At 69.2% G+C, this 22,795-nt stretch carries 20 protein-coding genes; 12 read left to right on the forward strand and 8 right to left on the reverse strand.

Features of this window, described 5'->3' with window-relative positions; genetic code table 11:
• The first annotated feature begins 30 nt into the window (after positions 1-30).
• The 6 genes from WFJ97_RS06935 to WFJ97_RS06960 all read left to right on the forward strand — a co-directional run bounded on the left by WFJ97_RS06935 (position 31) and on the right by WFJ97_RS06960 (position 5,524).
• Positions 31-636, forward strand: coding sequence for a hypothetical protein (locus tag WFJ97_RS06935; RefSeq protein WP_336640925.1), 606 nt, complete (start codon positions 31-33; stop codon positions 634-636).
• Positions 637-756: 120 nt separating this feature from the next.
• Positions 757-1,380, forward strand: coding sequence for a copper resistance CopC family protein (locus WFJ97_RS06940; RefSeq protein WP_336640926.1), 624 nt, complete (start codon positions 757-759; stop codon positions 1,378-1,380).
• Positions 1,381-1,391: 11 nt separating this feature from the next.
• Positions 1,392-1,928, forward strand: coding sequence for a copper chaperone PCu(A)C (locus tag WFJ97_RS06945; protein ID WP_336640927.1), 537 nt, complete (start codon positions 1,392-1,394; stop codon positions 1,926-1,928).
• Positions 1,928-3,166: a Dyp-type peroxidase gene (locus tag WFJ97_RS06950; RefSeq protein ID WP_336640928.1), complete on the forward strand. Its 1,239-nt coding sequence runs from the start codon at positions 1,928-1,930 to the stop codon at positions 3,164-3,166. The genes WFJ97_RS06945 and WFJ97_RS06950 overlap by 1 nt, the downstream gene beginning before the upstream one ends.
• Positions 3,115-4,578, forward strand: a complete 1,464-nt coding sequence (locus WFJ97_RS06955) for a PepSY-associated TM helix domain-containing protein (protein ID WP_442928426.1) — start codon at positions 3,115-3,117, stop codon at positions 4,576-4,578. The genes WFJ97_RS06950 and WFJ97_RS06955 overlap by 52 nt, the downstream gene beginning before the upstream one ends.
• 55 nt (positions 4,579-4,633) lie before the next feature.
• Positions 4,634-5,524 carry an SDR family NAD(P)-dependent oxidoreductase gene (locus tag WFJ97_RS06960; protein WP_336640929.1) on the forward strand — a complete coding sequence of 297 codons (891 nt, stop codon included), beginning with the start codon at positions 4,634-4,636 and terminating at the stop codon, positions 5,522-5,524.
• Between the two features lie 21 nt (positions 5,525-5,545).
• Here the strand turns inward: WFJ97_RS06960 and WFJ97_RS06965 are convergent, their stop codons facing one another.
• From WFJ97_RS06965 to WFJ97_RS06975, 3 genes are all read right to left on the reverse strand, one after another.
• Entirely contained in the window at positions 5,546-6,157 is a 612-nt protein-coding gene (locus WFJ97_RS06965) for a DUF4333 domain-containing protein (RefSeq protein WP_336640930.1), read from the reverse strand.
• Between the two features lie 211 nt (positions 6,158-6,368).
• A complete protein-coding gene (locus WFJ97_RS06970) occupies positions 6,369-7,658 on the reverse strand; it encodes a hemolysin family protein (protein WP_336640931.1) in 1,290 nt (429 codons plus the stop codon).
• A 105-nt stretch (positions 7,659-7,763) separates the two neighbouring features.
• Complete coding sequence (locus tag WFJ97_RS06975) at positions 7,764-8,765, reverse strand: TerC family protein (protein ID WP_336640932.1); 1,002 nt, start codon at positions 8,763-8,765, stop codon at positions 7,764-7,766.
• A gap of 246 nt (positions 8,766-9,011) precedes the next feature.
• Between WFJ97_RS06975 and WFJ97_RS06980 the strand changes: the two genes are divergently transcribed.
• Positions 9,012-9,917 carry a VOC family protein gene (locus WFJ97_RS06980; protein ID WP_336640933.1) on the forward strand — a complete coding sequence of 302 codons (906 nt, stop codon included), beginning with the start codon at positions 9,012-9,014 and terminating at the stop codon, positions 9,915-9,917.
• 68 nt (positions 9,918-9,985) lie between these two features.
• Here the strand turns inward: WFJ97_RS06980 and WFJ97_RS06985 are convergent, their stop codons facing one another.
• Positions 9,986-12,457, reverse strand: coding sequence for a X2-like carbohydrate binding domain-containing protein (locus WFJ97_RS06985; RefSeq protein ID WP_336640934.1), 2,472 nt, complete (start codon positions 12,455-12,457; stop codon positions 9,986-9,988).
• Between the two features lie 163 nt (positions 12,458-12,620).
• Here WFJ97_RS06985 and WFJ97_RS06990 point away from each other — a divergent pair, with 163 nt between their 5' ends.
• From WFJ97_RS06990 to WFJ97_RS07000, 3 genes are read left to right on the forward strand one after another with little or no spacing between them, the layout of a single operon-like run.
• Positions 12,621-15,065, forward strand: a complete 2,445-nt coding sequence (locus WFJ97_RS06990) for a glycosyl hydrolase family 95 catalytic domain-containing protein (protein ID WP_336640935.1) — start codon at positions 12,621-12,623, stop codon at positions 15,063-15,065.
• A complete protein-coding gene (locus WFJ97_RS06995; protein ID WP_247623308.1) occupies positions 15,055-16,002 on the forward strand; it encodes an acetylxylan esterase in 948 nt (315 codons plus the stop codon). Before WFJ97_RS06990 ends, WFJ97_RS06995 begins: the two co-directional genes overlap by 11 nt.
• 34 nt (positions 16,003-16,036) lie before the next feature.
• A complete protein-coding gene (locus WFJ97_RS07000) occupies positions 16,037-17,203 on the forward strand; it encodes an ROK family transcriptional regulator (RefSeq protein ID WP_336640936.1) in 1,167 nt (388 codons plus the stop codon).
• Positions 17,204-17,470: 267 nt separating this feature from the next.
• On the opposite strand, the gene WFJ97_RS07005 is transcribed toward WFJ97_RS07000, so the two are convergent.
• The 4 genes from WFJ97_RS07005 to WFJ97_RS07020 form a co-directional block, all read right to left on the reverse strand.
• The gene (locus WFJ97_RS07005; RefSeq protein WP_336640937.1) at positions 17,471-19,099 is read right to left on the reverse strand and encodes an extracellular solute-binding protein; all 1,629 of its coding nucleotides are present in this window, start codon (positions 19,097-19,099) and stop codon (positions 17,471-17,473) included.
• A 59-nt stretch (positions 19,100-19,158) separates the two neighbouring features.
• Positions 19,159-20,136 (reverse strand): carbohydrate ABC transporter permease, encoded by a 978-nt coding sequence (locus tag WFJ97_RS07010; protein WP_247632850.1) that lies wholly within the window; start codon positions 20,134-20,136, stop codon positions 19,159-19,161.
• A complete protein-coding gene (locus tag WFJ97_RS07015) occupies positions 20,133-21,107 on the reverse strand; it encodes an ABC transporter permease (RefSeq protein ID WP_336640938.1) in 975 nt (324 codons plus the stop codon). The genes WFJ97_RS07010 and WFJ97_RS07015 overlap by 4 nt, the downstream gene beginning before the upstream one ends.
• A gap of 166 nt (positions 21,108-21,273) precedes the next feature.
• A complete protein-coding gene (locus tag WFJ97_RS07020; protein WP_336640939.1) occupies positions 21,274-21,582 on the reverse strand; it encodes a hypothetical protein in 309 nt (102 codons plus the stop codon).
• Positions 21,583-21,678: 96 nt separating this feature from the next.
• Here WFJ97_RS07020 and WFJ97_RS07025 point away from each other — a divergent pair, with 96 nt between their 5' ends.
• Both WFJ97_RS07025 and WFJ97_RS07030 read left to right on the forward strand, forming a co-directional pair.
• The gene (locus tag WFJ97_RS07025; protein WP_336640940.1) at positions 21,679-22,185 is read left to right on the forward strand and encodes a hypothetical protein; all 507 of its coding nucleotides are present in this window, start codon (positions 21,679-21,681) and stop codon (positions 22,183-22,185) included.
• Positions 22,186-22,270: 85 nt separating this feature from the next.
• Positions 22,271-22,792, forward strand: coding sequence for a hypothetical protein (locus WFJ97_RS07030; RefSeq protein WP_336640941.1), 522 nt, complete (start codon positions 22,271-22,273; stop codon positions 22,790-22,792).
• Positions 22,793-22,795 lie beyond the last annotated feature (3 nt).

Here is a 22,795-nt window from a genome sequence, read left to right on the forward strand (position 1 = left end):
GGCGTTTCGGCGACCTGACAGAATGGACGCGTGCACCCGTCCAGAAGACCCGCCGTCCTGCGCGGGTTCGCGGCATCCGCCGTGGCGATCTTCGTCGCACTGGCCGGGCACGTCACCGCCGGCGGGGCGATGCCGGGGCCGCTCGGAATTCTCGTGCCGTGGGTGCTCTCGTTCATGGTGTGCGTGCTCCTCGCCGGCCGCCGGCTCTCGGTCATCCGGTTGAGCATCTCGGTGGCGGTCAGCCAGTTCCTCTTCCACACGCTCTTCGTGCTCGGCACGATCACGCCGTCGGGCGTCGTCGCCCCGCACGTGCACGGTGCCCCGCTGGTGCTCCCGGCCGCGGGCGCGATCCCGGATGCCGTCGTCGCCGACGGCACCATGTGGATCGGACACGTGGTCGCCGCCGCCCTCACGATCGCTGCTCTGCACCGCGGTGAAAGGCTGCTCCTCGGTCTGCGCGATCTCGCGCAGCAGAGCATCCGCTGGGTGCAGCGCCGGGTCGACTCGGCGACCTTCGTGCAACCCGCGCGCCCGCTCGCGGCCCCGTCCGTCTTCTCCTCCCCCGTCGCCCTGCGCGATGGACTGCTGCTGTCGACCCTGCGCGGTCGAGCACCACCTCTCTCCCCCGCGATCTGATCCGCGCCTGCGGCCTCTGCGCCGTCAGGTGATCACGCCTGCGCCGGCACGCTGTCGCGCGGGCATCCGAACGCACATGCGGCGTCGGCTTCCCGGCGCCCGTTGAGAGGTCTGTCATCCATGTCCCCTGCCCGCAGATTCGCGGTCGGGATGGCGGTGGCGGCTGTCGCGGTGTTCGCGACGGCCGTGCCGGCATCCGCCCATGATTCGCTCGTCCACAGCACGCCCGAAGCCGACGAGAGTCTGGCCACGGCGCCCGAGAGCATCACCCTGACGTACTCGGGCGAGCTGCTCGTGCTGGGCGATTCCACCCAGGGCGCGGTCGTGCTCGTGATCGACGAGAGCGGTCGCGATTGGGCGACCGGCGATGTGGAGGTCTCGGCTAGCACCGTCACCGCCGCGGTCGAGCCCGGAATGCCCGACGCCGGGTACCAGGTGCGCTGGCAGGTGGTCTCGGAGGACGGGCATCCGATCTCGGGCATCGTCCCGTTCACGATCGGCGACGCCGAACCGATGACGGCGACGCAGGCACCGACGGATGCCGATGCTCCCTCGTACGTTCCGGACGCCTCGGATCCCACGGATCAGTCCACTGATGAGACCGACGGCGGCCTGCGGTTGCTGCTCGTCGGCGGCGCGGGCGCGGCGATCGCCGTCGTCGCCCTCGTCCTGTATCGAATCCTCCGCCGTCCGGAGACGGCACCCGCCGCGTCCGCCGAGGGCGACGCCGCGGAAGAGAAGTGAAAGGCATTTCCATGAACACCCCCACGAAGAACCTGTCCCGTCTGACCGCGCTCGTCGCCGTGTCGCTGCTCGCCCTCACGGGATGCGCCGCTGCCGAGACGCCCACCGAGGCGGCCCCCGCGGGCGAGACCGTCACCATCGAGGACGCCTGGGTCAAGGCCACCGACGAGGACATGTCGGCGGCCTTCGGCACGCTGACCAACAGCGGCACGGATGCCGTCACGATCGTGTCGGCCGAGACCGACGCCGCCGGCATGGTCGAGCTGCACGAGACCGTCGAGAACGAGGCCGGCGAGATGGTCATGCGCGAGATCGAGGGCGGTTTCTCGATCCCCGCCGGCGGTTCGCTGGAGCTCGTGCCCGGTGCCGACCACATCATGCTGATGGGGCTCACGGGCGCCCTCAGCGCGGGCGACGAGGTCACCGTCACCCTCACATTCTCGGACGACTCGACGTACGCCTTCACCGCTCCGGTGAAGGACTACTCGGGCGCCAACGAGAACTACGAGGGCGACGAGGGCGACGACCACGAGGGCATGGACCACTGATGCCCCCGCGCACCGAGGGTGCGCGCTCCGATCGCTCCGGGTCGACCCGGCGGCAGTTCCTCCTCGGAGGGGCTGTCGCCGGTGTCGGCGCGGTCGCGGCGATCGGGGTCGACTACGCCCTGAACCGGCAGGACGCCGGCACCGCAGCCCCCGCTTCGACGCCGATGAACGGCGAGGAGACCGTGCCGTTCCACGGCACGCATCAGGCCGGGATCGACACCGCCGCGCAAGCGCACGGGCTGTTCCTCGCGCTCGACCTGCTCGACACGACGGATCGCGACGGCCTCACCCGGCTGCTGCGCATCCTCACCGATGATGCCGCCCGCCTCACGCAGGGGAAGGCGGCGCTCGCGGACTCCGAACCGGAGCTCGCTGCGGCCCCCGCACGCCTGACCGTCACGTTCGGGTTCGGCCCGGGACTCGTCGCACGCGCGGCGGGCGTGGCGCCGGAGTGGCTCGCTCCCCTGCCGGCGTTCTCGATCGATCGCCTGCAGCCGGAGTTCTCCGACGGCGACCTGCTGCTGCAGATCGCCGCCGACGATCCGCTCACGGTCGCGCACGCGGCGCGGATGCTGTTGAAGGACGCCCGCAGCTTCGCGTCGCTGCGCTGGAGCCAGCAGGGCTTCCGCCGCGCGTACGGCACCGAGCGCCCGGGCACGACGATGCGCAATCTGTTCGGCCAGGTCGACGGCACCGCCAACCCCGAACCGGGAACGACCGAGTTCGACTCCGTCGTGTGGGTCGAGGACGGATGGATGGCCGGCGGCACCGGTATGGTCGTGCGCCGTACGCGGATGGACCTCGACAAATGGGATCGTCTGGATCGCAGCGGGCGCGAGGCATCCGTCGGTCGCACACTGGCGAACGGCGCACCGCTCACCGGCACGCAGGAGTTCGACGAACCGGACTTCGACGCGACCACGGCGGTCGGTTTTCCCGTGATCCCCCCGTTCGCGCACATGCGCCGCGCCCGCGGCGACGACGGCGAGAAGATCTTCCGTCGCGCCTACAACTACGACGAGCGTCCGGCAGGCGCGAGCGTGTCGGAGTCCGGCCTGATCTTCGTGTCGTTCCAGGCCGATATCGATCGGCAGTTCACGCCGATGCAGCAACGGCTCGCCGACCTCGATCTGCTCAACGAGTGGACGACGCCGATCGGCTCGGCCGTGTTCGCGATCCCGCCCGGATGCCGCGAGGGCGGCTTCATCGGCGAGACGCTGCTGGGCGGCTCGTCGTGACGGTCACGGAGGCCGCGCCGCCGGCCGCCTCCCGACCGGGCCGCGCGAAGAAGCCCCGGTGGTTCGGAGCCCTGATGCTGCGGTTGCACTTCTTCGCCGGCATCCTGGTGGGGCCGTTCATCCTGGTGGCGGCGCTGAGCGGTGCACTCTACGCGCTCACGCCGACGCTCGAGCAGGTCGTCTACGCGCACGAGCTGCACGCGCCGGAATCGTCGACGTCGCTCACCCTCGCCGAGCAGATCGGGATCGCCGAGGAGCACGTCGGTGAGGAGGCGACGCTGTCGGCGGTGCGCCCTGCGCCCGAGCCGGGTGACACCTCGCGCATCCTGTTCGCGCAGGACGGGCTCGCCGCGAGCGAGTCCCGCGCCGTGTTCATCGACCCCGGTACGGGCGAGATCCGCGGAGACCTCACCGTTTACGGCACGAGCGGGGCGCTGCCGCTGCGCACCTGGATCGACAACCTGCATCGCAACCTGCAACTCGGCGAGATCGGCCGATACTACAGCGAGCTCGCGGCATCGTGGCTGGGGATCGTCGTCGTGGCGGGCCTCGCACTGTGGATCATCCGCATCCGCAAGGCGCGCGCGAAGCGCGATCTGCTGCGGCCGAACCCGACGCACACCGGGTACCGGCGGGTCTTCGGCTGGCACGCGTCTCTCGGGGTCTGGGTCGTGCTCGGGGCGCTGTTCCTCTCGGCCACCGGCATCACCTGGTCGCAATTCGCCGGCGCGAACGTCTCGAGCCTGCGCGCCTCGCTCGACTGGGGCACGCCGCAGCTCACGACCGCGCTCGACGGAGCGGATGCCCCGGTCGACGAGCATGCCGGGCACCACGGGGCGGTGTCCGCTCCGACCGGTGCGGCGAATCCCGCCACCTTCGATGCGGTGCTCGCGATCGCGCAGCGCACCAACGTCGACACCGGGCTCGTGGAGATCACCCCTCCCGCCGCGCCGGGCTCGGCATGGGTCGTGCGCGGGATCAAGACGAGCTACCCGACCGAGGTCGACTCGGTCGCGATCGACGGCACGACGATGCAGGTCGTCGACCGGGTCGACTTCGCCGAGTTCTCGCTGCCGGCGAAGCTCGCGCGGTGGGGCATCGACCTGCACATGGGAGTGATGTTCGGTCTCGCGAACCAGATCGTGCTGTTCGTGATCGCCCTCGCGATCGCCGGGATGGTCGTGCTCGGGTACGTGATGTGGTGGAAGCGGCGACCGCCGCGGTCGGCACGGAGGTTCGGGGGCTCGCCACCGCCGCGCGGGGTGCTGCGCGACGCCCCGTGGTGGGGGCTGGCGGCCGTCGCGGCGGTCGGCGCGGTCATCGGATTGTTGCTCCCGTTGGTCGGCTGGACCCTCGTGGGGTTCGTGCTGATCGACGTCGTCGCGGGGCTCCTCTCGCGACGTTCGGCGTAGCCTCGGCATCCGCGCTTCGGGATCCCGGGGAACGGCGGCCGCGTAGGTTGGGGGAATGGATGCTTCCGATCTGCGCGGCCGCACGATCCTCGTCACCGGAGCGAACGCCGGCATCGGCTACTGGTGCGTCGAGCAGCTCGCGACCCGCGGGGCGCGGGTACTGCTCGGATGCCGCTCCGCCGAGCGAGCGGCGACGGCGGTCGACGCCGTTCGCACCCGGGTGGCGGACGCCGATCTGCGTGTGCTGCCCCTCGACCTCGGATCGCTCGAGAGCGTCGCGCAGGCGGCATCCGGCATCGGCGAAACGCTCGACGCCGTGATCTGCAACGCCGGCGTGAAGGCGGCGACACCCGATGCCCGCACCGCCGACGGGCTCGACCTCATGGTCGGCACGAACTTCCTCGGTCATTTCGCCCTGATCGCACAGCTTGGCCGAGCACTCGCGCCCGACGCCCGGGTCGTGGCGGTCGGCTCACTCGCGCACCGTTTCGCGCAACTCGATCCCGCGCGCATCACCGCTTCCTGGCGCGGATCGTCACTGCGTCAGTACGGCCGCTCGAAAGCGGCGCTCATGGCGTTCGCGTTCGAACTCGACCGCCGGTGGTCGGGATCCGGGCGCTCGGCGCTCTGCGCGCATCCGGGCTACGCGGTGGACCCGCTCACGCCCGAACGGCCCGGTCTCGCCGCCGGCTCCCGCCTCGTGCGGGCGCTGGCTCGTCCGACGCGCGCGCTCGTGCAGGGGAAGGACGCCGGCGCTCTGCCGATCGTGCACGCGTCGACGGCGACGGATGCCGCGGGCGGCGACTACTGGGGACCGGGTGGGCTGCTCGAGTTCCGGGGAGCGCCGAAGCGAGTCGCCGCCTCGGATGCCGTGCGCTCACCCGAGACGGGGGCGGCGCTGTGGTCGGCCGCCGAGGCGGCGACCGGGGTCGTCTTCCCGGCCTGAACGATCAGCCGGCGGGCGGGATCAGCCGGCGAGCTCCGGGATGACGACGTTGACGGAGTACGACGACCCTTCGACCTCGGAGATCGTGACGGTCGCGGCGTACTGATCGCCGCCCTGGATCGCGGTGCACTCGAGGCTGTAGCCGTTGGACACCTCGTGCGATCCGCCCGGGCAGAGCACGCTCGGGCTCGGGAGCACGCCCGCGTCGGTCAGCGCCCGCGCAGCGGTGACGCCGATCTCCTCGGCGGTCAGCGTCAGGGTTCCACCGGTGTCGGTCGCGGGGCTCTCGCTCGGTTCGGGTGCGGGAGCGTTGTTCGGGGCATCCGCGACCTGCACCGAAACCGTGACGTTCGTGCCGTCGACCTTCGTGAGGGTGACGTCGGCGTCGAACTCGGCACCGCTGGCCGGATCTGTGAGAAGGCACGGCACGACCGAGTCCTCCTTCAGGGGAATGCTGTCGTCGCCGCAGTCGATCTCGGGGCGCTGGCCGATCTCGGCCTCGAGCGCGTCCTCCGCGAGCGTCGCGATGTCGTCGGGCGACGCGGTGGCGGATGCCGAGAAGGTGCAGCCCGTGAGCGCCGTGGCGAGAAGGCCGGCAGCGGCGGCGAGAATGGCCAGTCGAGAAGTGCGCATGGAAGTGTCCCCCGTATCGATGTCCCGGCCAGAGTATCGGCACGCCAGGTGGACGTCGCGTTCCCGCGCTCGGCGCCGCGGCATCCGTTCGATACTCGCCGAGCCACCCCTCAACGACCGAGCCACCCCTTTCCGCACCGCCCGCAGAGGGGTGGCTCGCGCAGAAAGGGGTGGCTCAGCGAGAGGTGGCTCGGCGACGGCGCGGCGAGGGTCAGACGGCCGGGGCCGGCTCCTCCTCCTCCGCGCGCGGGGTCACCCGCACGCGGGCGATGCGGCGGCGGTCGAGCTCGGCGACCTGGATCGTCGCGCCCGGCACCTCGATCGTGTCGCCGACGACGGCGAGGCGTCCGAGCTGTTCGGTGATGAACCCGGCGATCGTGTCGGACGATCCGCGGGGCAGCTCGAGACCGGTCGCCTCCTCGAAGTCCTGCAGGTTCAGACGGCCGTCGATCGCTCCGCCCGGGAGATCCATCTCGGCGGTGTCGTACTCGTCGAAGATCTCGCCGACGACCTCCTCGACCAGGTCTTCGAGCGTGACGAGCCCGTCGGTGCCGCCGTACTCGTCGACGACGACCGCGATGTGGTGCCCGTCTGCGCGCATTCGCGTGAGGGTCGGCAGCACGCGGGCGGTCGACGGGATATACGGGATGTCACGCAGCAGCGTCTGCACGGGACGCGACGGATCGTCGCCCGCCGCCTCGAACAGGTCGCGCACGTGCACGAAGCCGATGATGTCGTCGATCGACTTGTCGGCGACGGGGTACCGCGAGAACGGCAGATCGCGCACCTGGGCCATCGCCTCGGCGGCCGTCGCGGTCTCATCGAGCGCGACCACTTCGGGGCGGGGCCGCATGACCTCGCTGATCTGACGCCCGCGCAGCGAGAGCACGTCGTCGAGGATGCGGCGCTCGTCATCGGGAAGGCCCTGATGCGAGGCGACGATGTCGCGCACTTCCTCGTCGCTGAGCTCTTCACCCGTCTTGTTCGGGTCTCCGCCCAGCAGTCGCACGAGTGCGTTGGTCGACATCGAGAGCAGCCAGATCACCGGCCGCATGACGATCGCGAAACCATTGAGCGCGGGCGCCACGGCGTACGCGAACTGCGCGTTGCGCTGGATCGCAAGGCGCTTGGGCACGAGCTCGCCGAGCACGAGCGACAGGTAGGCGATCACGAGTGTCAGCACGATCGTCGCGATCGTGAGCGAGATCGCCGGATCCATGCCCCACGATTCGAACAGCGGCGCGACGGACGGGGCGATCGAGGTCGCACCGTAAGCCGCCGACGCGAAGCCGGCCACCGTCACGCCGATCTGCACCGCCGAGAGGAAGGTGTTGGGGTTGCGGGCCAGAGCCGCGACCTTCGCCCCGCGCTTGCCGCGCAGGCCAATCGCGTTGATCTGGCTCTCGCGCAGCGTGACGAGCGCCATCTCCGTCGCTGCGAAGACACCGCCGATCAGGACGAACGCGAAGACCAGGGCGATATTCCAGAGCAGGTCGCCCATCAGCGGGTCACCTGCTCGGTGCGGGGGTGCGCGCCCGGGGTGAACCGGGCGCTCGTACTGTCAGAGTCCGAAGAGTCAGAACAGTGGGCGTTCAAGGAGATCTCCTTATTTGTCGGTGTTCTCGGTGGCGGAGGCGACGGCCGCGGGATCGCGGCGCGTCTTGAGGAGACTGGCGACGGTGGCGACTGCGATGGTCGCACCGATGAAGAGCAGCGAGAACCAGATCGGGATCTCGGGCGCCCAGAGCACGGGCTCGCCGCCGTTGATGAAGGGCAGCTCGTTGACGTGCAGGGCGTGGAAGACGAGCTTCACGCCGATGAAGGCGAGGATGACCGCGAGGCCCTGCGCCAGGTAGACGAGACGCTCGAGCAGGCCGCCGATGAGGAAGTACAGCTGACGCAGACCCATGAGCGCGAAGGCGTTGGCGGTGAAGACGATGTAGGCCTGGTCGGTGAGCCCATAGATCGCGGGGATCGAGTCGACGGCGAACACGAGGTCGATGAAGCCGATCGCGATGATCGTGAGCAGCATCGGGGTGACGAAGCGCTTGCCGTTCTTGACGACGGTGAGCCTGTCGCCGTTGTACTCGTCGCTGACCGGCAGGTGGCGGCGCACGAACGTCATGAACCGGCCGTTTGCGGGGTTGCTCTCATGGTTGCTGAACGCCTGGCGGTAGGCGAGCACGAGCAGCAGCGCACCGAAGAGGTAGAAGATCCACGAGAAGTTCTCGATGAGCGTCGCGCCGACGGCGATGAAGATGCCGCGCAGGATCAGGGCGATCACGATGCCGATCATCAGCACCTTCTGCTGGTACTTCTTCGGCACGGCGAATCCGGTCATCACGATGAGGAAGACGAACAGGTTGTCGATCGACAACGCCTTCTCGGTCAGGTACCCGGCGAAGTACTCACCACCGTAGGTCCATCCCGATACGACGCCGATGCCGACGCCGAAGAGCAGCGCGAGGCTGATGTAGAAGATCGACCAGCGGGCGGACTCGCCGATCGACGGTTCGTGAGGTGTGCGCACGTGCGCGAAGAACTCGTACACGAAGAACGCGATCGTCACGGCGATCGTGATGATCCAGATCAGGGGGGTGACATCCATGAGGACTCCAGACTCGGCGTATGCGGCAGCAGCGCCAAAGTCTTCTCCATTCCTTCGATCAGGAACCGGCGGCCCGGGATGCGAACGCATCCGTAATGACGAAACCACCGTGGCGGAGTACTCCCCTTGGTAGATCCCACTATAAAGCATGCGAGCGGATGCTTCCTGACAGGTGCTTCGAGGAATGCCCGGAGCGGGCGCAGCGTTAGTTGAAATGTCAACGATCAGCGAGGGAAGAGGCATCCGATGAGCAGTGCACCTGCGGCCGGCGCGTGGCGCGCGGCATCCGTCTCGACCGCCGGCGCGGCACCCGATGACACGCGCATGGACACCGTCGAACTGCTCGTGCGCGATCTCGACGCCATGACCGCGTACTACCAGCAGGCCGTCACGCTCGACGTGCTCGACCAGTCCGGAGCCACGGCCACCCTCGGCCGAGGCACGCAGAAGATCATGAGACTCCGCCAGGAGAATGACCTGCCGAACGCGAACCCGCGCGGCGCAGGGCTCTATCACACGGCGATCCTGTTCCAGGATCAGCACCAGCTCGCGGCATCCCTCCTGTCGATGGCCGAGCGCGTTCCGCAGACGTTCACCGGCTCGGCCGACCACCTCGTCAGCGAGGCGTTCTACTTCACCGACCCCGAGGGCAACGGCCTCGAGCTCTACCACGACCGTCCGCGCGACGAGTGGACGATCCTGCCCGACGGCGGGGTGCAGATGGCCTCGCTCGCCCTCGACCCGAACGCGTTCCTGCAGCAGTGGCTGACGACGGATGCCTCGACGTCGGGAGACACGGCTGCGATCGGTCACGTGCACCTGCAGGTGGGAGACATCCCCTCGGCGAAGGCGTTCTACGCCGGAGTGCTGGGGTTCGATGTGACGGCCGATCTCGGCAGCGCCCTGTTCGTCTCGGCGGGCGGCTACCACCACCACATCGGCATGAACACCTGGCAGAGTGCCGGCGCCGGCCCGCGGGCCGCCTCGCTCGGCCTCGGCGATGTGCGCATCGTGGTGCCCACCCGCGACGACGTCGAGGCGCTCGCCGACCGCATCCGCTCGCACGGCGTCGACGGCGCCGACGATGGACACGCGCTACGCCTCGCCGACCCGTGGGGCACGCGCCTGGTCATCACGCCTGACGCCGCCTGACGGCATCCACACAAAGAAGAAGGGGCGCGGGCGGCACACACTCCACCCGCGCCCCTGGTCTCATCGGGCTACCGCGTCACGTACGACAGGCTGTCGAAGCGGAGCAGGTCGCCCGAGGTCTTCACGATCTTGATCGTGTGATCCCCCTTCTTCACGTCGTCGAGCGTGAAGAGCACCTGCTGCGTGAGGCGGGTGTCGCTGTGCAGGTCGACCGTGTCGACGAGGTTGCCGTCGAGGTAGATCTCGGCGGTGCCCTGGTCGGGTCCGGTCGCGCCGGTCAGCGTCAGCTTCTTGCCGCTGAACGTGAACGAGACCGCCGCTCCGTCGTCGGCCGTGGCGTGCACGTCGTCGCGGTGGTCGCCGCGGAACCGCAGCTCGAGCCCGGTGTCGCCATCCGGCAGCGCCGCGAGGAACCCGCTCGCGAAGGTGATCTCGTCACCCGCGATCGTGTAGTCCGTGCCGTCGGTGAGCGGCGTGCCGTCGCGCGAGATGCTCTGCAGCTCGCTCGGGTCGCGCAGCAGCGTGACGACGGCATCCGCCGGGGCCGCCCGGTCGAAGGCGAGGTGGTCGACGTCGATCACGCCCTCCTGCACGATGTCGAGGCGGTCGTTCAGCATGAACTGGCCCGACTTCTTCACGACGCGCAGAGTGTGCGAACCGTTCGGAAGATCGCGCACGCTGTAGACCTGCTGCTGCACCCCGCGGCCCTCGGCCTGGAAGGTGTCGACCGTGTCGACGAGCACGCCGTCGAGGTAGACCTCGGCCTCCCCCTGCGAGGAGTGCGTCTCGGTGAACCAGTCGATCCCGGTGCCGACGAACGAGTACTCGAACGCCGACCCGTTGGCCTCGCTGTAGTGCACGTCGTCCTGGTAGTCGCCCATGCCGCGACCGCCGCTCTGACTCCACGTACCGCTGTAGACGATGCCGGGGTCGTTGTTGTTGATCGTGCGCACGTTCGACGGGCCGGGCTCGGGAGCCGTGCCGCCCTGCGACGAGTCGAACGACGAGACCGTCAGGGCCTGGGCGCGGGCAGGCACCTCGGCGCCGCCGTTGCGCGTCCATGCGCCCTCGTAGGTGAGCCGTGCGTCGTCGTCGTTGAGGGTGAGCGTGCTGTTCTTCGCCGGCGTGAAAGTGAACAGGCGGGTGCCGTGCACGGGCACGTCGGTCGCGACGAACTCGCCGGTCGCCTTGCCCAGGTTCTTCTTCTTCCAGAGGTCGCGCACCTTGACCTCGCCCTCGACGCCGAGGTCGGCGAGCGAGACCGTGATGTCGGCGTCCGTGCGTCCGAGGTTGAAGACCGCGACCGTGACGGAGCCGTCGGGGTTGGTCGAGAACCACGTCTGGCGCGACGAGCCGGTCGAGACGGGGTGCGCGGGGCGCCCGGCCTGGTTGACCGCGATGACCTCGTCGTTGGTGAGCAGCTCGAGACCGTAGGCGTCGAGGTTCGTCATGTCGTTGCCGAGGTACATCGGCACCGACGACACGGCCCAGAACGTGGCCGCGGTGCGGCGCTCGTCCTTGGTGAGGCCGTCCATCTTGCCGTTGCCGACGTTCAGCGAGTCGAAGTCGTTCCAGCCCGAGTTCGGCCCCGCGTGCCGCCACCACTCGGCGGCCTTCGGGAAGAGCCGGGCGATGTTGTCCCACGTGGTGAGAGCTTCGTTCTCGCAGTAGCACTCGACGTCCCAGTCGATGCGCCAGCCGTCGGCGTGCTCCTTCCAGTAGTCGGCGTAGCGGATGTCGAGGGCCCAGGAGAGCTCGAACCAGATGTCGTTGCGCTTCAGCGCCTGCGACCATGCGGCGACGTCGTCACGGGCGTCGAGCGAGAGGTCGCCGACGCCGGAGCCGGGGGTCACGCTGTCGAACTTGACGAAGTCGATGCCCCACTCGCCGAGCATGTCGGCGATCGAATCGATGTAGGCCTGACCGCAGGGGGTGGAGAAGTCGATGCGGTGGCCGATGCCCCAGTAGTCGGCCTGCTGCAGCGGCCGCTTGACGACGTCGGCGGTCGTGCACTCGGGGGCGCCGTAGACGGGGTACGCGGCTTCGTAGACGGATTCGGAGATGCCGGGGATGAAGTAGAGGCCGATCTTCTGGCCGTTGCCGTGCACGTGATCGATCACGGCCTGCAGGCCGTTCGGGTACAGCGTCTCGCTCGGGATCGGGCGGCCGTACTCGTCGTTGCTGCCGTTCCAGCCGGCGTCGATGTTGATGTACTCGTAGCCGTGGCTCTGCAGCTTCTCGTGCATGGCGTCGGACTGCGCGATGATCTGGTCGGCGCTGATCCAGGCCTGCCCGTTGCCCGCGTAGACCTGCATGCTGTAGCTGCTCCAGCCCATGTAGGGCTTGTCCGCGAGGGACTCCTCGTCGGTGTTCGTCGCGGCGACGACGCTCGTCGCGAGTGCCGCCGTGACCGGGGTCGCGGAGACCTCGGTGGCGGATGCTGCGGATGCCGTGGCGGCACCTGCTCCGAGCACGAGTGCGCCGACGGCGAAGCACGCCGCCCATCGCAACCGTGTTGTCGAACGGATGGTGTCGAACATGATTTCCTCTCGGTGGTTTCGACGGTGAAACCCCAGGCGCTCCGTCGCGTTGTCCCCAGGAAAGAACCGGACCCGACGGCCCGGCCAATTACTTGACACCGGTAATTAATCATGAATACGCTGAGACCGCAAGCAAACATCCGAGGTTTTGACAGGAAGATCGATGTCGCTCTCCGCAGCAGAAAACCCCTCGTCCGCCGCCGGAAATCTCCGGCTCTCGTGGGCTGCCCCGGCGACCCGATGGGAGGAAGCGGCCCCGCTCGGCAACGGGCGGATCGGCGCGATGGCCTTCGGCGGCGCCGACGCGCGCTACGCCCTCAACGACTCCACTCTGTGGTCGGGGACGCCCGACGGACCCGCCCGCGCGCTGCGCGACGTGATCGCCGCGGGCGCGGGCCCCGCACGCCTGGCCGAGGTGCGCGCGGCGCTCGACGCCGACGACGTGCGCCGCGCCGAAGACCTCCTCATGGCGTTCGAGGGACCCTACTCGCAGGAGTACCTGCCGCTCGGCGACCTGCACGTACGGATCACGGATGCACAGCCGGACGACCCCGCGCGCATCCTCGACCTCGACGACGCCGTGCTCCTCGAGACGCTGCGCATTCCCGGCGGCACGCTGCGCCGCCGGTCGTGGGTCTCGGCGCCCGCGCAGGTGCTCGTGATCGAGATCGAGGCCGACGCCGAGTTCACGGCATCCGTCGCGCTGACCACTCCCCTGCACACCGATGGCCTCGTCGTCCGCGACGGCGGGATGACGCTCGGCGTCGTGGCCCCCATCGATGGAGCGCCTCTGCACGAAGGACCGCTGCAGACGCCGCTGCGGTACGCCGACGACGAGGGCTACGACGCCTTCGCCGCGGCATCCGTCGCGTGGCGCACCGACGGCCGTGTCGAAGTGACCGCCGACGGTGTCGCCGTCCACGGCGCCCGGCGCCTGCTGATCTTCCTCTCCTCCTCGTCTCGCGCCGCGTCGTGGTGGGCCGGCGCGAGCGAGGAGGAGTGGCGGAACGTCTCGCGTGAGACGATCCGGAACCGCGCGGCGGAACAGGCGGATGCCGCCGCTCGCCGCGAGGCATCCGCACTGTTCGACGAGCACGTCGCCGACCGGCGAAAGCTGACGCGCGCGCGGTTCGCGATCGGCGGGCGGCGCGAGGGCACCTGGGACGTCGAGCGCGACCTGCTGCGCGGCGACGACCTCGCCCTCAAGACGACCGTGATCGCCGAGTTCGGCGCGTATCTGCTCGCCTCCTGCTCGCGCGCGGGCAGCCCGGCCGCGAACCTGCAGGGGATCTGGAACGCCGAGCTGCGCCCGGCCTGGTCGTCGAACTACACGATCAACATCAACACCGAGATGAACTACTGGGCGGCTCCCGTGCTCGGCCTCGACGACTCCTTCGAGCCGCTGCTCGCGCTCGTCGAGAAGCTCGCCGAGAACGGCGCCGACGTCGCCCGCGAACTCTACGGCGCGCGTGGCTGGGTCGCCCACCACAACAGCGACGTGTGGGGCTGGGCGCTGCCGGTCGGCGACGGTCACGGCGCCCCGAGCTGGGCGATCTGGATGATGGGCGGCGTCTGGCTGACCCATAACCTCTGGGACGCCTACGAGTTCGGTGGCGACCGCGACCTTCTGCGCGCCCGCATCTGGCCCGTGCTGCGCGGCGCCGTCGAGTTCACTCTCGACTGGCTCGTGCCCGACGCCGACGGACGCCTGCGCACGTCCCCCTCCACCTCCCCGGAGAACTCGTTCTTCGCCTCGGACGGCGAGGGCACCGCGATCGGCCTGACGTCGGCATCCGATCTGCTGCTCGTGCAGGGCCTGCTCGAACGCGCCCTCCAGGCGATCGACGCCCTCGACCTCGACGACCCGACGCTCGCGGCCGAGATCACGAGCGCGCTCGGTGCCCTCGCCCCGGTCGGCATCCGTGCCGACGGGCGCATCAGCGAGTGGTCGGCCGACGTGGTCGAGGTCGAGCCGCTGCACCGCCACCTCACCCCCGTGCTCGGCATGTATCCGCTCGAGGTGACGACGCGCGAACGCACCCCCGAGTTGTTCGATGCCGGCATCCGCCTGCTCGACGCGCGCGGCCCCGGAGCGATGGGGTGGTCGTGGGCGTGGAAGATCGCGCTCCGCGCCCGCATCGGCGACGGCGAGACCGCCGCTTCGCTGCTCGACGAGGCGCTCACGCCGTTCGACGGCGATGCCACGCGGCACGGTCCGGTCGACGGCTCGGAGTGGGGTGGCCTGCTGCCGAACCTCTTCAGCACGCATCCGCCGTTCCAGATCGACGCGAACCTCGGCTTCCCGGCCGCGATCGCCGAGATGTTCGTGCAGAGCCACGGCGGCGTCGTGCGCCTGCTGCCCGCGCTGCCGGCCGCGTGGACGACGGGCGAGGTGCAGGGCATCGGCGTGCGCACCGGCCTCGTCGCCGACGTCGCGTGGTCGGAGGGGCACCTCACCGAGGCGATCCTGCACAACCGCCTCGCCGAGGACCGCACGGTCGACGTCGAGCACGACGGGCACCGCGTGACGCTGACCGTGCCCGCGGGCGGCACTCTCTCGGTGCCGGTCGGCGCCGATGCTCTGAGCGGAGCTGTCGATGCGCGGTGAGTTCGTGACGGTCGACACCCCGACCACGCAGACCGAGCCCGCCGACTTCGACGCCTTCTGGGCCGAGACGCTCGACGAGACGCGACAGCATCCGCTCGGCGTGACGATCGAACCGCATCCGACCCGCTTGACCGCGATCGACGTGTTCGAGGTGACGTTCGCCGGATTCGGCGGCACGCAGATCCGCGCCTGGCTGCGCGCGCCGCACGGCGCCACCGCCCCGCTCCCCGGGCTCGTGCAGTTCTTCGGATACGGCAACGGCCGCGGCCATGCCCTGCGCGACCTGCGCTGGGCCGCCGCGGGCTACGCGCACCTCGTGGTCGACGCCCGCGGGCAGGGCCACGGCGACACCGACGACGACCACCCCGACGGCGGCCCCTCGGCCGGCGGGTTCCTCACCCGCGGCCTGCGCTCGCCGCACGAGTACTACTACCGTCGTGTCTACGCCGACGCGGTGCGGGCGGTCGAGGCCCTCCGCTCGCTCGACCTGGTCGACGCATCGCGCGTGGGCGTCGTCGGCGCCAGTCAGGGTGGCGGGATCGCGCTCGCCATGGCCGGGCTCGTGCCCGACCTCGCCGTCGCGATCATCCAGGCTCCCTTCCTCAGCGAACTGAATCGCGCCGCCGACCTGAGCAACGAGGCTCCGTACGCCCTGCTGACCCAGTACTTCGCCGACCGCCGGCTCGATCGGGCGGCGGCCCTCGACACCCTCCGCTACTTCGACGCGGTGAACCACGCGAAGCGCGCGAACGCTCCGGCGATCCTGAGCACCGGGCTGCGCGACGGGGTCACGCCCCCGGCATCCGTGCTCCCCGCCTTCACGGCTTACGGGGGCGAGAAGCACGTCGTTCTCTGGCCCGACAACGGCCACGAGGCCGGCGGCGACCTCGACGAGGAGAACGCCCTCGAGTTCGCCGCCGCCCGTCTGCGTCCGTGATTCGCTACGGTTGCCGATAACGAACGAGGAATTGATGGACCACGACACGTCGACGCGCACCACCCTCATCCGATCCGCATCGGATGCCGGATCGAAGGTGTTCGCGACCATCCTCACGCGCAGCCCGATCAGCCGTATCGAGATCGCCCGGCACACCGGACTCTCGCAGGCCGCGGTCACGAAGGCCGTGTCGCCGCTGGTCGCAGCGGGGCTCGTCGATGCACCGCCCGCCGAGCACCGCGACGGCAATCCCGGGCGGCCCGTCGCCCCGGTGTCGATCGTGCCCGGAGCGATGATCATGCTGGGTGTGAAGGTGAACGTCGACGAGGTCATCGCGGTCGCCACCGACCTCACGACCACGGTGCTCGCCTCCGAGCACCGTGCGCTCGCGGCCCACGACCCGGATGCCGTGCTCGAGGCCATCGTCGAGGTCACCGCCTCTCTCGAGAGCGAGCTCGGGCCGCGGTCCGCCGCGATCGCCGGGCTCGGCGTCTCGATCTCGGGCGACGTCGACAGCCGCCACGGCATCGTGCGCGAGTCGGCCATCATGGGCTGGACCGACGAGGACTTCGCCGCGCGGCTGCGCGACCGGATCGGCCGGCCGGTGACCCTCGAGAACGACGTGCACGCGCTCACCGTCGGCGAGCACTGGTTCGGCATCGGCCTGGGCACGGCCTCGTTCGCGATCGTCACGATCGGCCGCGGCATCGGAAGCGGACTGCACGTGAACGGCCAGGTCGTCAGCGGCGCCTACGGGGTCGCCGGCGAGATCGGGCACCTGCCCCTCGCCGATCCCCGACGCATATGCCCGTGCGGGCGCAACGGCTGCGTCGAGGCCGTGGCCGCGACCCCCGCCATCGAAGCGGCCGTCTCGGCCGCACACGGTCGGATCATCGGCATCGACGAGGCCGTGCGCCTCGCCCACGACGGAGACCCCGCTGCCGAGGCGGCGTTCCGGGAGGCGGCCGAGATCGTCGGCACCGCCATCGCCACGCTCGTGAACCTCACCGGCCCCGAACTCGTCATCATCGGGGGCGAGGGCGTGTCGAACTTCGACCTCTTCGACGAGACGCTGCGCAGCGCCTTCGAGGCACACGCCTTCGGCGCCGCGGCGCGTTGCCGCATCGTCGCACGCCCGCACACCTTCGAGGACTGGGCCCGTGGCGCCGCCGCGGCCGCGATCCAGTCACTCGTGCGCTGAGGCGGGGTTTCCGCGGGGCGGGACCCTTCGACAGGCTCAGGGACCCAGTCTCTCGCGGGCCCCGACGGGCTCAGGGACCCGGTTCTCTCGCTGAGGGGTCAAGACGCGCCGCGCCGCGGCCCGCTCGTAGGGCGTGTCTTGACCCCTCAGCCGACCCCGCCCCGGCAGTCGGCTGGGTCGTTGAGCCTGTCGAAGCGCCGCAACCAGTCACCCCACGCAGAACTGCCCGGCGGAAGCATCCGCCGGGCAGTCCTTCACCTCACTCGCTCACAGTGCGTCGTAGAGCTCCTGCTGCAGTTCGAGGTAGCGGTCGACGCCCAAGCCGTTCAGGTCGTCGATGTACGACTGCCATGCGCCGTCGTCGTTGATGTCGCGCTGCCCCGTGACGAACTCCGCCTGCGCCTGCGTGATGTAGGTCGCGATGTTCGTCTGCAGCTCGGCGATCTCCGCCGAGGTGTCGGGGTTCGGCCACAGCTTCTCCGACGGGAAGACGAGGCTCTCGTCGGGAGCGAACGGCTCGTAGAGGTTCGTGGCCTCGAGCAGACGACGCTCGTACCCGTCGGGTGCGTAGATGTCCTCCGGCACGACCTGCGAGTTGCGGAACTCGAGCGAGTCCCAGTACTGAGCCATCGAGCGCCAGGCGGAGTTCGAGGTCTCGTCGTACGTGAGCGGCTTGAAGGTCGGCTCGAGCTCGGGGTCGAGAGCGACGTCGCCCGCCTCGGCCGGAACCCAGGCCTCGCCCTCGGGGCCCATGGCGCCGAGCTTGTCACCCTCATCGGTCACGAGGTAGTCGATCGCCTTGATCGCCTGGATGCGCTCCTCTTCGCTCGACTTGTTCGTGAGCGCGAACATTCCCAGCGAGCTGATCGGCGAGCGGTACGTCGCGTACTGCGTGCCGTCCGGGCCCTTCACCGGCGGCACCGCGTCGTAGTGCTTGTCGCGCCCGTCGGGCGAATCCTGCGTGACGATCTCGTACGGGTGCAGCACCGCCGCGGCACCGAGGATCTCGGCCTCGGCGTTGTCACCCAGTGCGCGCAGCGACTCGCCGTTCTGCGTGAACGACGCCGTGTCGATGAGCCCCTCGTCCGCGAGCGACGAGATGTACTTCAGGCCCTCGCGCCATCCGTCGGTGGTCGCCGAGAGCGTCACCTGGTCGCCGTCGAGCACCATCGGCGGCGGGCTCGTGGGCGAGCCGTACGGGGCGTAGGTGAAGGCGTTCATGAAGTAGTTGATGACCGGTTCGCCCGACGATGCGCTGAGCGCGACCTCGTCGGCCTTGCCGTTGCCGTTCGGGTCGTCGTTCTTGAACGCGCGCAGCATCTCGCGCAGTTCCTCGGTGTCGGTCGGCTGGTCGAGACCCAGCTTGTCGAGCCAGGTGGAGTTGACCCACAGCTTCGACGGGTAGCTGCAGTGGAAGCACTCGGTCCACTGGGTGATCGCGTAGATGTGCCCGTCGGGCGCGGTGACCGACTGCTTCCAGTCGGGCTTCTCCTCGAAGCGCTCCTTGAGGTTCGGCGCGTACTCGTCGATGAGGTCTTCGAGGGGCACGAGCACGCCCTGCTGCCCGTACTTGAGCACCTCGCTGCGAGAGAAGGCGTCGACCCACGGCACGAGGAAGTACGCGTCGGGGTAGTCGCCGCTGGCGAGCGACACCTGGCGCTTCTCTCCGGCGACGCTGCCGTCGTAGGTGGTGGTCTGCCAGTCGAAGTCGATGTCGAACTTCTCCTCGAGCAGCTTCGTGAACGCGTTGTCCTTGAGCGAGCCGTTGTCGCCCTGCGGGCCGAACGCGACGAGCTTGCCGTTGTCGTCGCTGGGCGACGTGCATGCCGCCAGCGCTCCTGCGGCGAGAGCGAGGGCGCCTACGGCCGCCGCTCCTCGGATGATGCTGTGTCTCATTGCCGGAATCTCCTTTGCCCGGGTAATGGGGGTGTGTGGTGGTGGGTCTGTGAGAGGGGTCAGCCCTTGACGGCGCCGACCATGATCCCCTTGTTGAAGTACTTCGCGACGAACGGGTAGGCAACGAGCATCGGGATGGTCGCGATGACGACGGTCGAATACCGCATGAGGTCGGCGAGTTCGCGGCGCCGCAGCTGCTCGGCGACGTCTCCGCCCCCGCCCGAGTCGTTGAGGATCAGGAGTCCTCTCAGCACGAGCTGCAGGGGTTGCAGGTCGGCGTTGCGCAGGTAGAGCAGGGCGTCGAAGTACGAGTTCCACTGCATGATCGCGTACATCAGGGCGATGACGGCGAGCAGGGGCTTCGCGAGCGGCACGACGATGGTCCAGAGGATGCGCAGTTCGGATGCCCCGTCGAGCTGTGCCGCCTCGTACACCTCGTCGGGCACGGCCGAGCGGAAGTACACGATCGCGATGATCACCTGCCAGACGCCGATCGCGTTGGGCAGCAGCATCGACCAACGGGTGTCGAGGAGGCCGAGGGACTGCACGACGAGGTACATCGGGATGACGCCACCGCTGAAGAGCATCGTGAACACGACGCCACCGGTGATGACCTTGCGTCCGAAGAGCTGGGTCCGCGAGAGCGGGTAGGCGACGGCGACCGTGCCGAGCACGCTGATGAGCGTGCCGACGACGGTGTAGAAGATCGAGTTGCCGAATCCGCGGAGGATCGCGGGGTTGCCGAGCGCCTCTTCGTAGCCGCGGAGCGTGAAGTCGACGGGCCAGAACAGCACGCGTCCCGCCGAGACGGCCTGGGGGCTCGAGACCGAGCTCGCGAGGATGTTCAGCAGCGGCAGCAGCACGACGAGCAGGAAGACCGTGAGCAGGATGTAGGCCGCGGCGATGAACACGCGGTCGGTCTTGGTCTCCTTGACCTTGACGCCGCGGGTGAGCGGGTCGCGCTTCGGCCGGCGCTTCTTGTTCTTCGCGACGACGACCTCTTCGGTCAGGAGCGCCTCGGTGTTGATCGTGGTCACCACAGTCCGTTTCCCGTCACTCGCTTCGACACCGTGTTCACCACGAGCAGCAGCACGAGGCTGATCACGGCGTTGAAGAGCCCGATCGTCGCCCCGAGACTGAAGTTCGCGTTGAGGATGCCCGTTTTGTACACATAGGTCGGGATGATCTCGGATGTCGAGAGGTTGAGGGCGTTCTGCAGCAGGAACGCCTTCTCGAACCCGATCGCCATGATGTTGCCGACGCCGAGGATGAGGATGATGGATGCCGTGGGCAGCAGCGCCGGGATGTCGACGTTCCAGATCTTCTGGAGCCTGCTCGCGCCGTCGATCTTGGCGGCCTCGTAGAGCGAGGTGTCGACCGACGCGAGGGCGGCGAGGTAGATGACGGCCGAGTATCCGGTCGTGGTCCAGATGTCGGTGGCGACGTAGATGTGCCGGAAGAAGTCGGCGCTGGCGAGCAGATCGACCTGCCCCGCGCCGAAGAAGCTGAACGTGCGCCCGAGGAGTCCGACGCGCGGCGAGAGCAGCAGGATCGTCATCGACACCACGACCACCGTCGAGATGAAGTACGGCGCGTAGGTGACCATCTGCACGGTGCGCTTGAAGAAGCGCAGTCGCACCTCGTTGAGCGCGAGGGCGAGGATGATCGGCAGCGGGAAGCTGGCGAGCAGGGTGTACGCGGCGAGGATGAACGTGTTGCCGACCAGGCGCGGGAAGACGGGGTTGCGGAAGAGGTTCGCGAAGTTGTCGAAGCCCACCCAGGGGCTGCCCCAGACGCCGTCGATCGGGTTGTAGTTCTTGAACGCGATGACCGCGTTGGCCATCGGGATGTAGCGGAACACGATGAACCAGATGATGGGGATCAGCAGCAGGAGGTACAGCTGCCAGTAGCGGCGCAGGCTGCGACGGAACCGGGACTGCCGTTTCCGTCGTTCCACGGGTGCCGCCGCTGTCGCGGTGGGGAGGTCTTGCTCGACACTGAGCGTCATGTCTGCCTTCTTGGGAGAATTACTTTACGTCGTAATATAAACACCGCCGAGGCCGATGCGCAACCCGAACATCCGACGTCTCCCCCGGGCGCTGAGATGATCCGGGCGCATGAGAGGTCGGCATCGCGGCGGACACCGACCTCTCGTGCGACCGGAACGGATGCCGTCAGCTGCGAGCGCGAGCGTTGTGCATCGCGATCACTGCGGCCGGCAGCGCGACCCACAGCACGAGGGTGGGCGGCACCCACCACCATGCCGAGTCGCCCTGCTCGACCCAGGCGCCGCCGAGCATGCCGACACCGAAGGCCACGCACGCTCCTCCGCCTGCGCGCATCGCGACCGACCACTTCGGCGTGACCTCGGCCTCGCGCCAGTACGGCACCCGCCGTCCGGGGTTGGCGCGGACGACGCGCACGATCGATCCCATGAAGAGACCCACGCCGATGAGGAAGAAGAGAACTCCGGCGAACAGCATCCGACGACCGTAACAACGTCGTGCGCGACCGACAACCACGGTGCCCGCCGGGCCGTAGCCTGGTCTGCACACCCGCAGAGCGAACGAGGAGCAGTCATGGCCGCAGAGATCGACGAGGCCGAGCGCGCCGCCCGCGCCGCCCACCTCAAGGAGCGGATCTACCTCTCGTTCGCCGCACTCGCCGTCGTCATCACGCTCTCGGCCCACGGCCACGTGAGCGCCGGCGAGGCGGCGACGACGCTCATCGTCACGGTGATGGGCACCCTGCTCGCCGTCTTCACCGCCGACCTGATCTCGCACCTCGTCGTACACGAGCGGCTCTTCACGCCGCCCGAGCTGCGGCACGCTCTCGCGTCCAGCTTCGGGGCCCTCGGGACCGTCGTGCTGCCCTTCGTGTTCCTGGGATTCGCGGGGCTCGATGCCTGGTCGACGGATGCCGCGTTGCGCGCCAGCGCGATCGCCCTGCTCGCCTCGCTCATCGTCATCGGCTGGATCGCGGTTCGACGGATGCCGTTGACGTGGTTCCAGCGCCTCGTCGCACTCGGAGCCGAGGCGGCGCTCGGCCTGGCCGTCATCGGCTTGCAGGTGCTCGCGCACGGGTGATCCTGGCGCGACATATTCGCACACACGCATGTTCCGGGGAGTCAACGCCCTGCCGTGATGGCGGCCGCGCACCTATCGTCGCGGTATGAACGCACAACTGAAGATCGCAGGGCAGAACCCTGAACTGCTGGGCCTGGGGTCCGTCCTCGTCGGTTCGCTTCCCGCCGCACTGATGACCGATGACGCTCCCGACCACTACACCGTCGAAGCGGTGTTCACGCGCAAAGCCGATCGCGATGAGGTCGATGCGATCCAGAGCAGCGAGATGCGCGACCACCTGTCCGCGAACGGGTACCCCACGGTCGAGCTGCATGTGGCGGACCGTCGCCTCGAGATCGCGAACACCAATCTGGAAGAGCTTCGCGATGGCCTCGCCTCCGTGCTCGCGCAGCGGCTCGCCGAGATCACGACCGCCCTGCACGCGGCCCGTGCGCAGGCGGCCGACCGATTCCAGATCGCCTCCGACCGCGAGCAGGAGCGCGCGGCGCTGGTCGCCGCGCTCGCCGACGCGGTCGTGTTCACCCCTCCCTCCGGAAGCGATCGGTCGTCCGACGACGACTCCCGCATCGAGGACTGGGTCGAAGAAGGAGGCGCCGTCCGCAGCTAGCGG

It is taken from the genome of Microbacterium sp. USHLN272, from assembly GCF_037149655.1.
In the GTDB taxonomy this organism is placed as follows: domain Bacteria; phylum Actinomycetota; class Actinomycetes; order Actinomycetales; family Microbacteriaceae; genus Microbacterium; species Microbacterium galbinum.

Bases quoted from the DNA above. Each gene is read 5' to 3' on its own strand.
- WFJ97_RS06940 (WP_336640926.1), top strand. From the start codon at position 757: ATGTCCCCTGCCCGCAGATTCGCGGTCGGGATGGCGGTGGCGGCTGTC.
- WFJ97_RS06945 (WP_336640927.1), top strand. From the start codon at position 1,392: ATGAACACCCCCACGAAGAACCTGTCCCGTCTGACCGCGCTCGTCGCC.
- WFJ97_RS06950 (WP_336640928.1), top strand. From the start codon at position 1,928: ATGCCCCCGCGCACCGAGGGTGCGCGCTCCGATCGCTCCGGGTCGACC.
- WFJ97_RS06955 (WP_442928426.1), top strand. From the start codon at position 3,115: ATGCCGCGAGGGCGGCTTCATCGGCGAGACGCTGCTGGGCGGCTCGTC.
- WFJ97_RS06960 (WP_336640929.1), top strand. From the start codon at position 4,634: ATGGATGCTTCCGATCTGCGCGGCCGCACGATCCTCGTCACCGGAGCG.
- WFJ97_RS06965 (WP_336640930.1), bottom strand. From the start codon at position 6,157: ATGCGCACTTCTCGACTGGCCATTCTCGCCGCCGCTGCCGGCCTTCTC.
- WFJ97_RS06970 (WP_336640931.1), bottom strand. From the start codon at position 7,658: ATGGGCGACCTGCTCTGGAATATCGCCCTGGTCTTCGCGTTCGTCCTG.
- WFJ97_RS06975 (WP_336640932.1), bottom strand. From the start codon at position 8,765: ATGGATGTCACCCCCCTGATCTGGATCATCACGATCGCCGTGACGATC.
- WFJ97_RS06980 (WP_336640933.1), top strand. From the start codon at position 9,012: ATGAGCAGTGCACCTGCGGCCGGCGCGTGGCGCGCGGCATCCGTCTCG.
- WFJ97_RS06985 (WP_336640934.1), bottom strand. From the start codon at position 12,457: ATGTTCGACACCATCCGTTCGACAACACGGTTGCGATGGGCGGCGTGC.
- WFJ97_RS06990 (WP_336640935.1), top strand. From the start codon at position 12,621: ATGTCGCTCTCCGCAGCAGAAAACCCCTCGTCCGCCGCCGGAAATCTC.
- WFJ97_RS06995 (WP_247623308.1), top strand. From the start codon at position 15,055: ATGCGCGGTGAGTTCGTGACGGTCGACACCCCGACCACGCAGACCGAG.
- WFJ97_RS07000 (WP_336640936.1), top strand. From the start codon at position 16,037: ATGGACCACGACACGTCGACGCGCACCACCCTCATCCGATCCGCATCG.
- WFJ97_RS07005 (WP_336640937.1), bottom strand. From the start codon at position 19,099: ATGAGACACAGCATCATCCGAGGAGCGGCGGCCGTAGGCGCCCTCGCT.
- WFJ97_RS07015 (WP_336640938.1), bottom strand. From the start codon at position 21,107: ATGACGCTCAGTGTCGAGCAAGACCTCCCCACCGCGACAGCGGCGGCA.
- WFJ97_RS07020 (WP_336640939.1), bottom strand. From the start codon at position 21,582: ATGCTGTTCGCCGGAGTTCTCTTCTTCCTCATCGGCGTGGGTCTCTTC.
- WFJ97_RS07025 (WP_336640940.1), top strand. From the start codon at position 21,679: ATGGCCGCAGAGATCGACGAGGCCGAGCGCGCCGCCCGCGCCGCCCAC.
- WFJ97_RS07030 (WP_336640941.1), top strand. From the start codon at position 22,271: ATGAACGCACAACTGAAGATCGCAGGGCAGAACCCTGAACTGCTGGGC.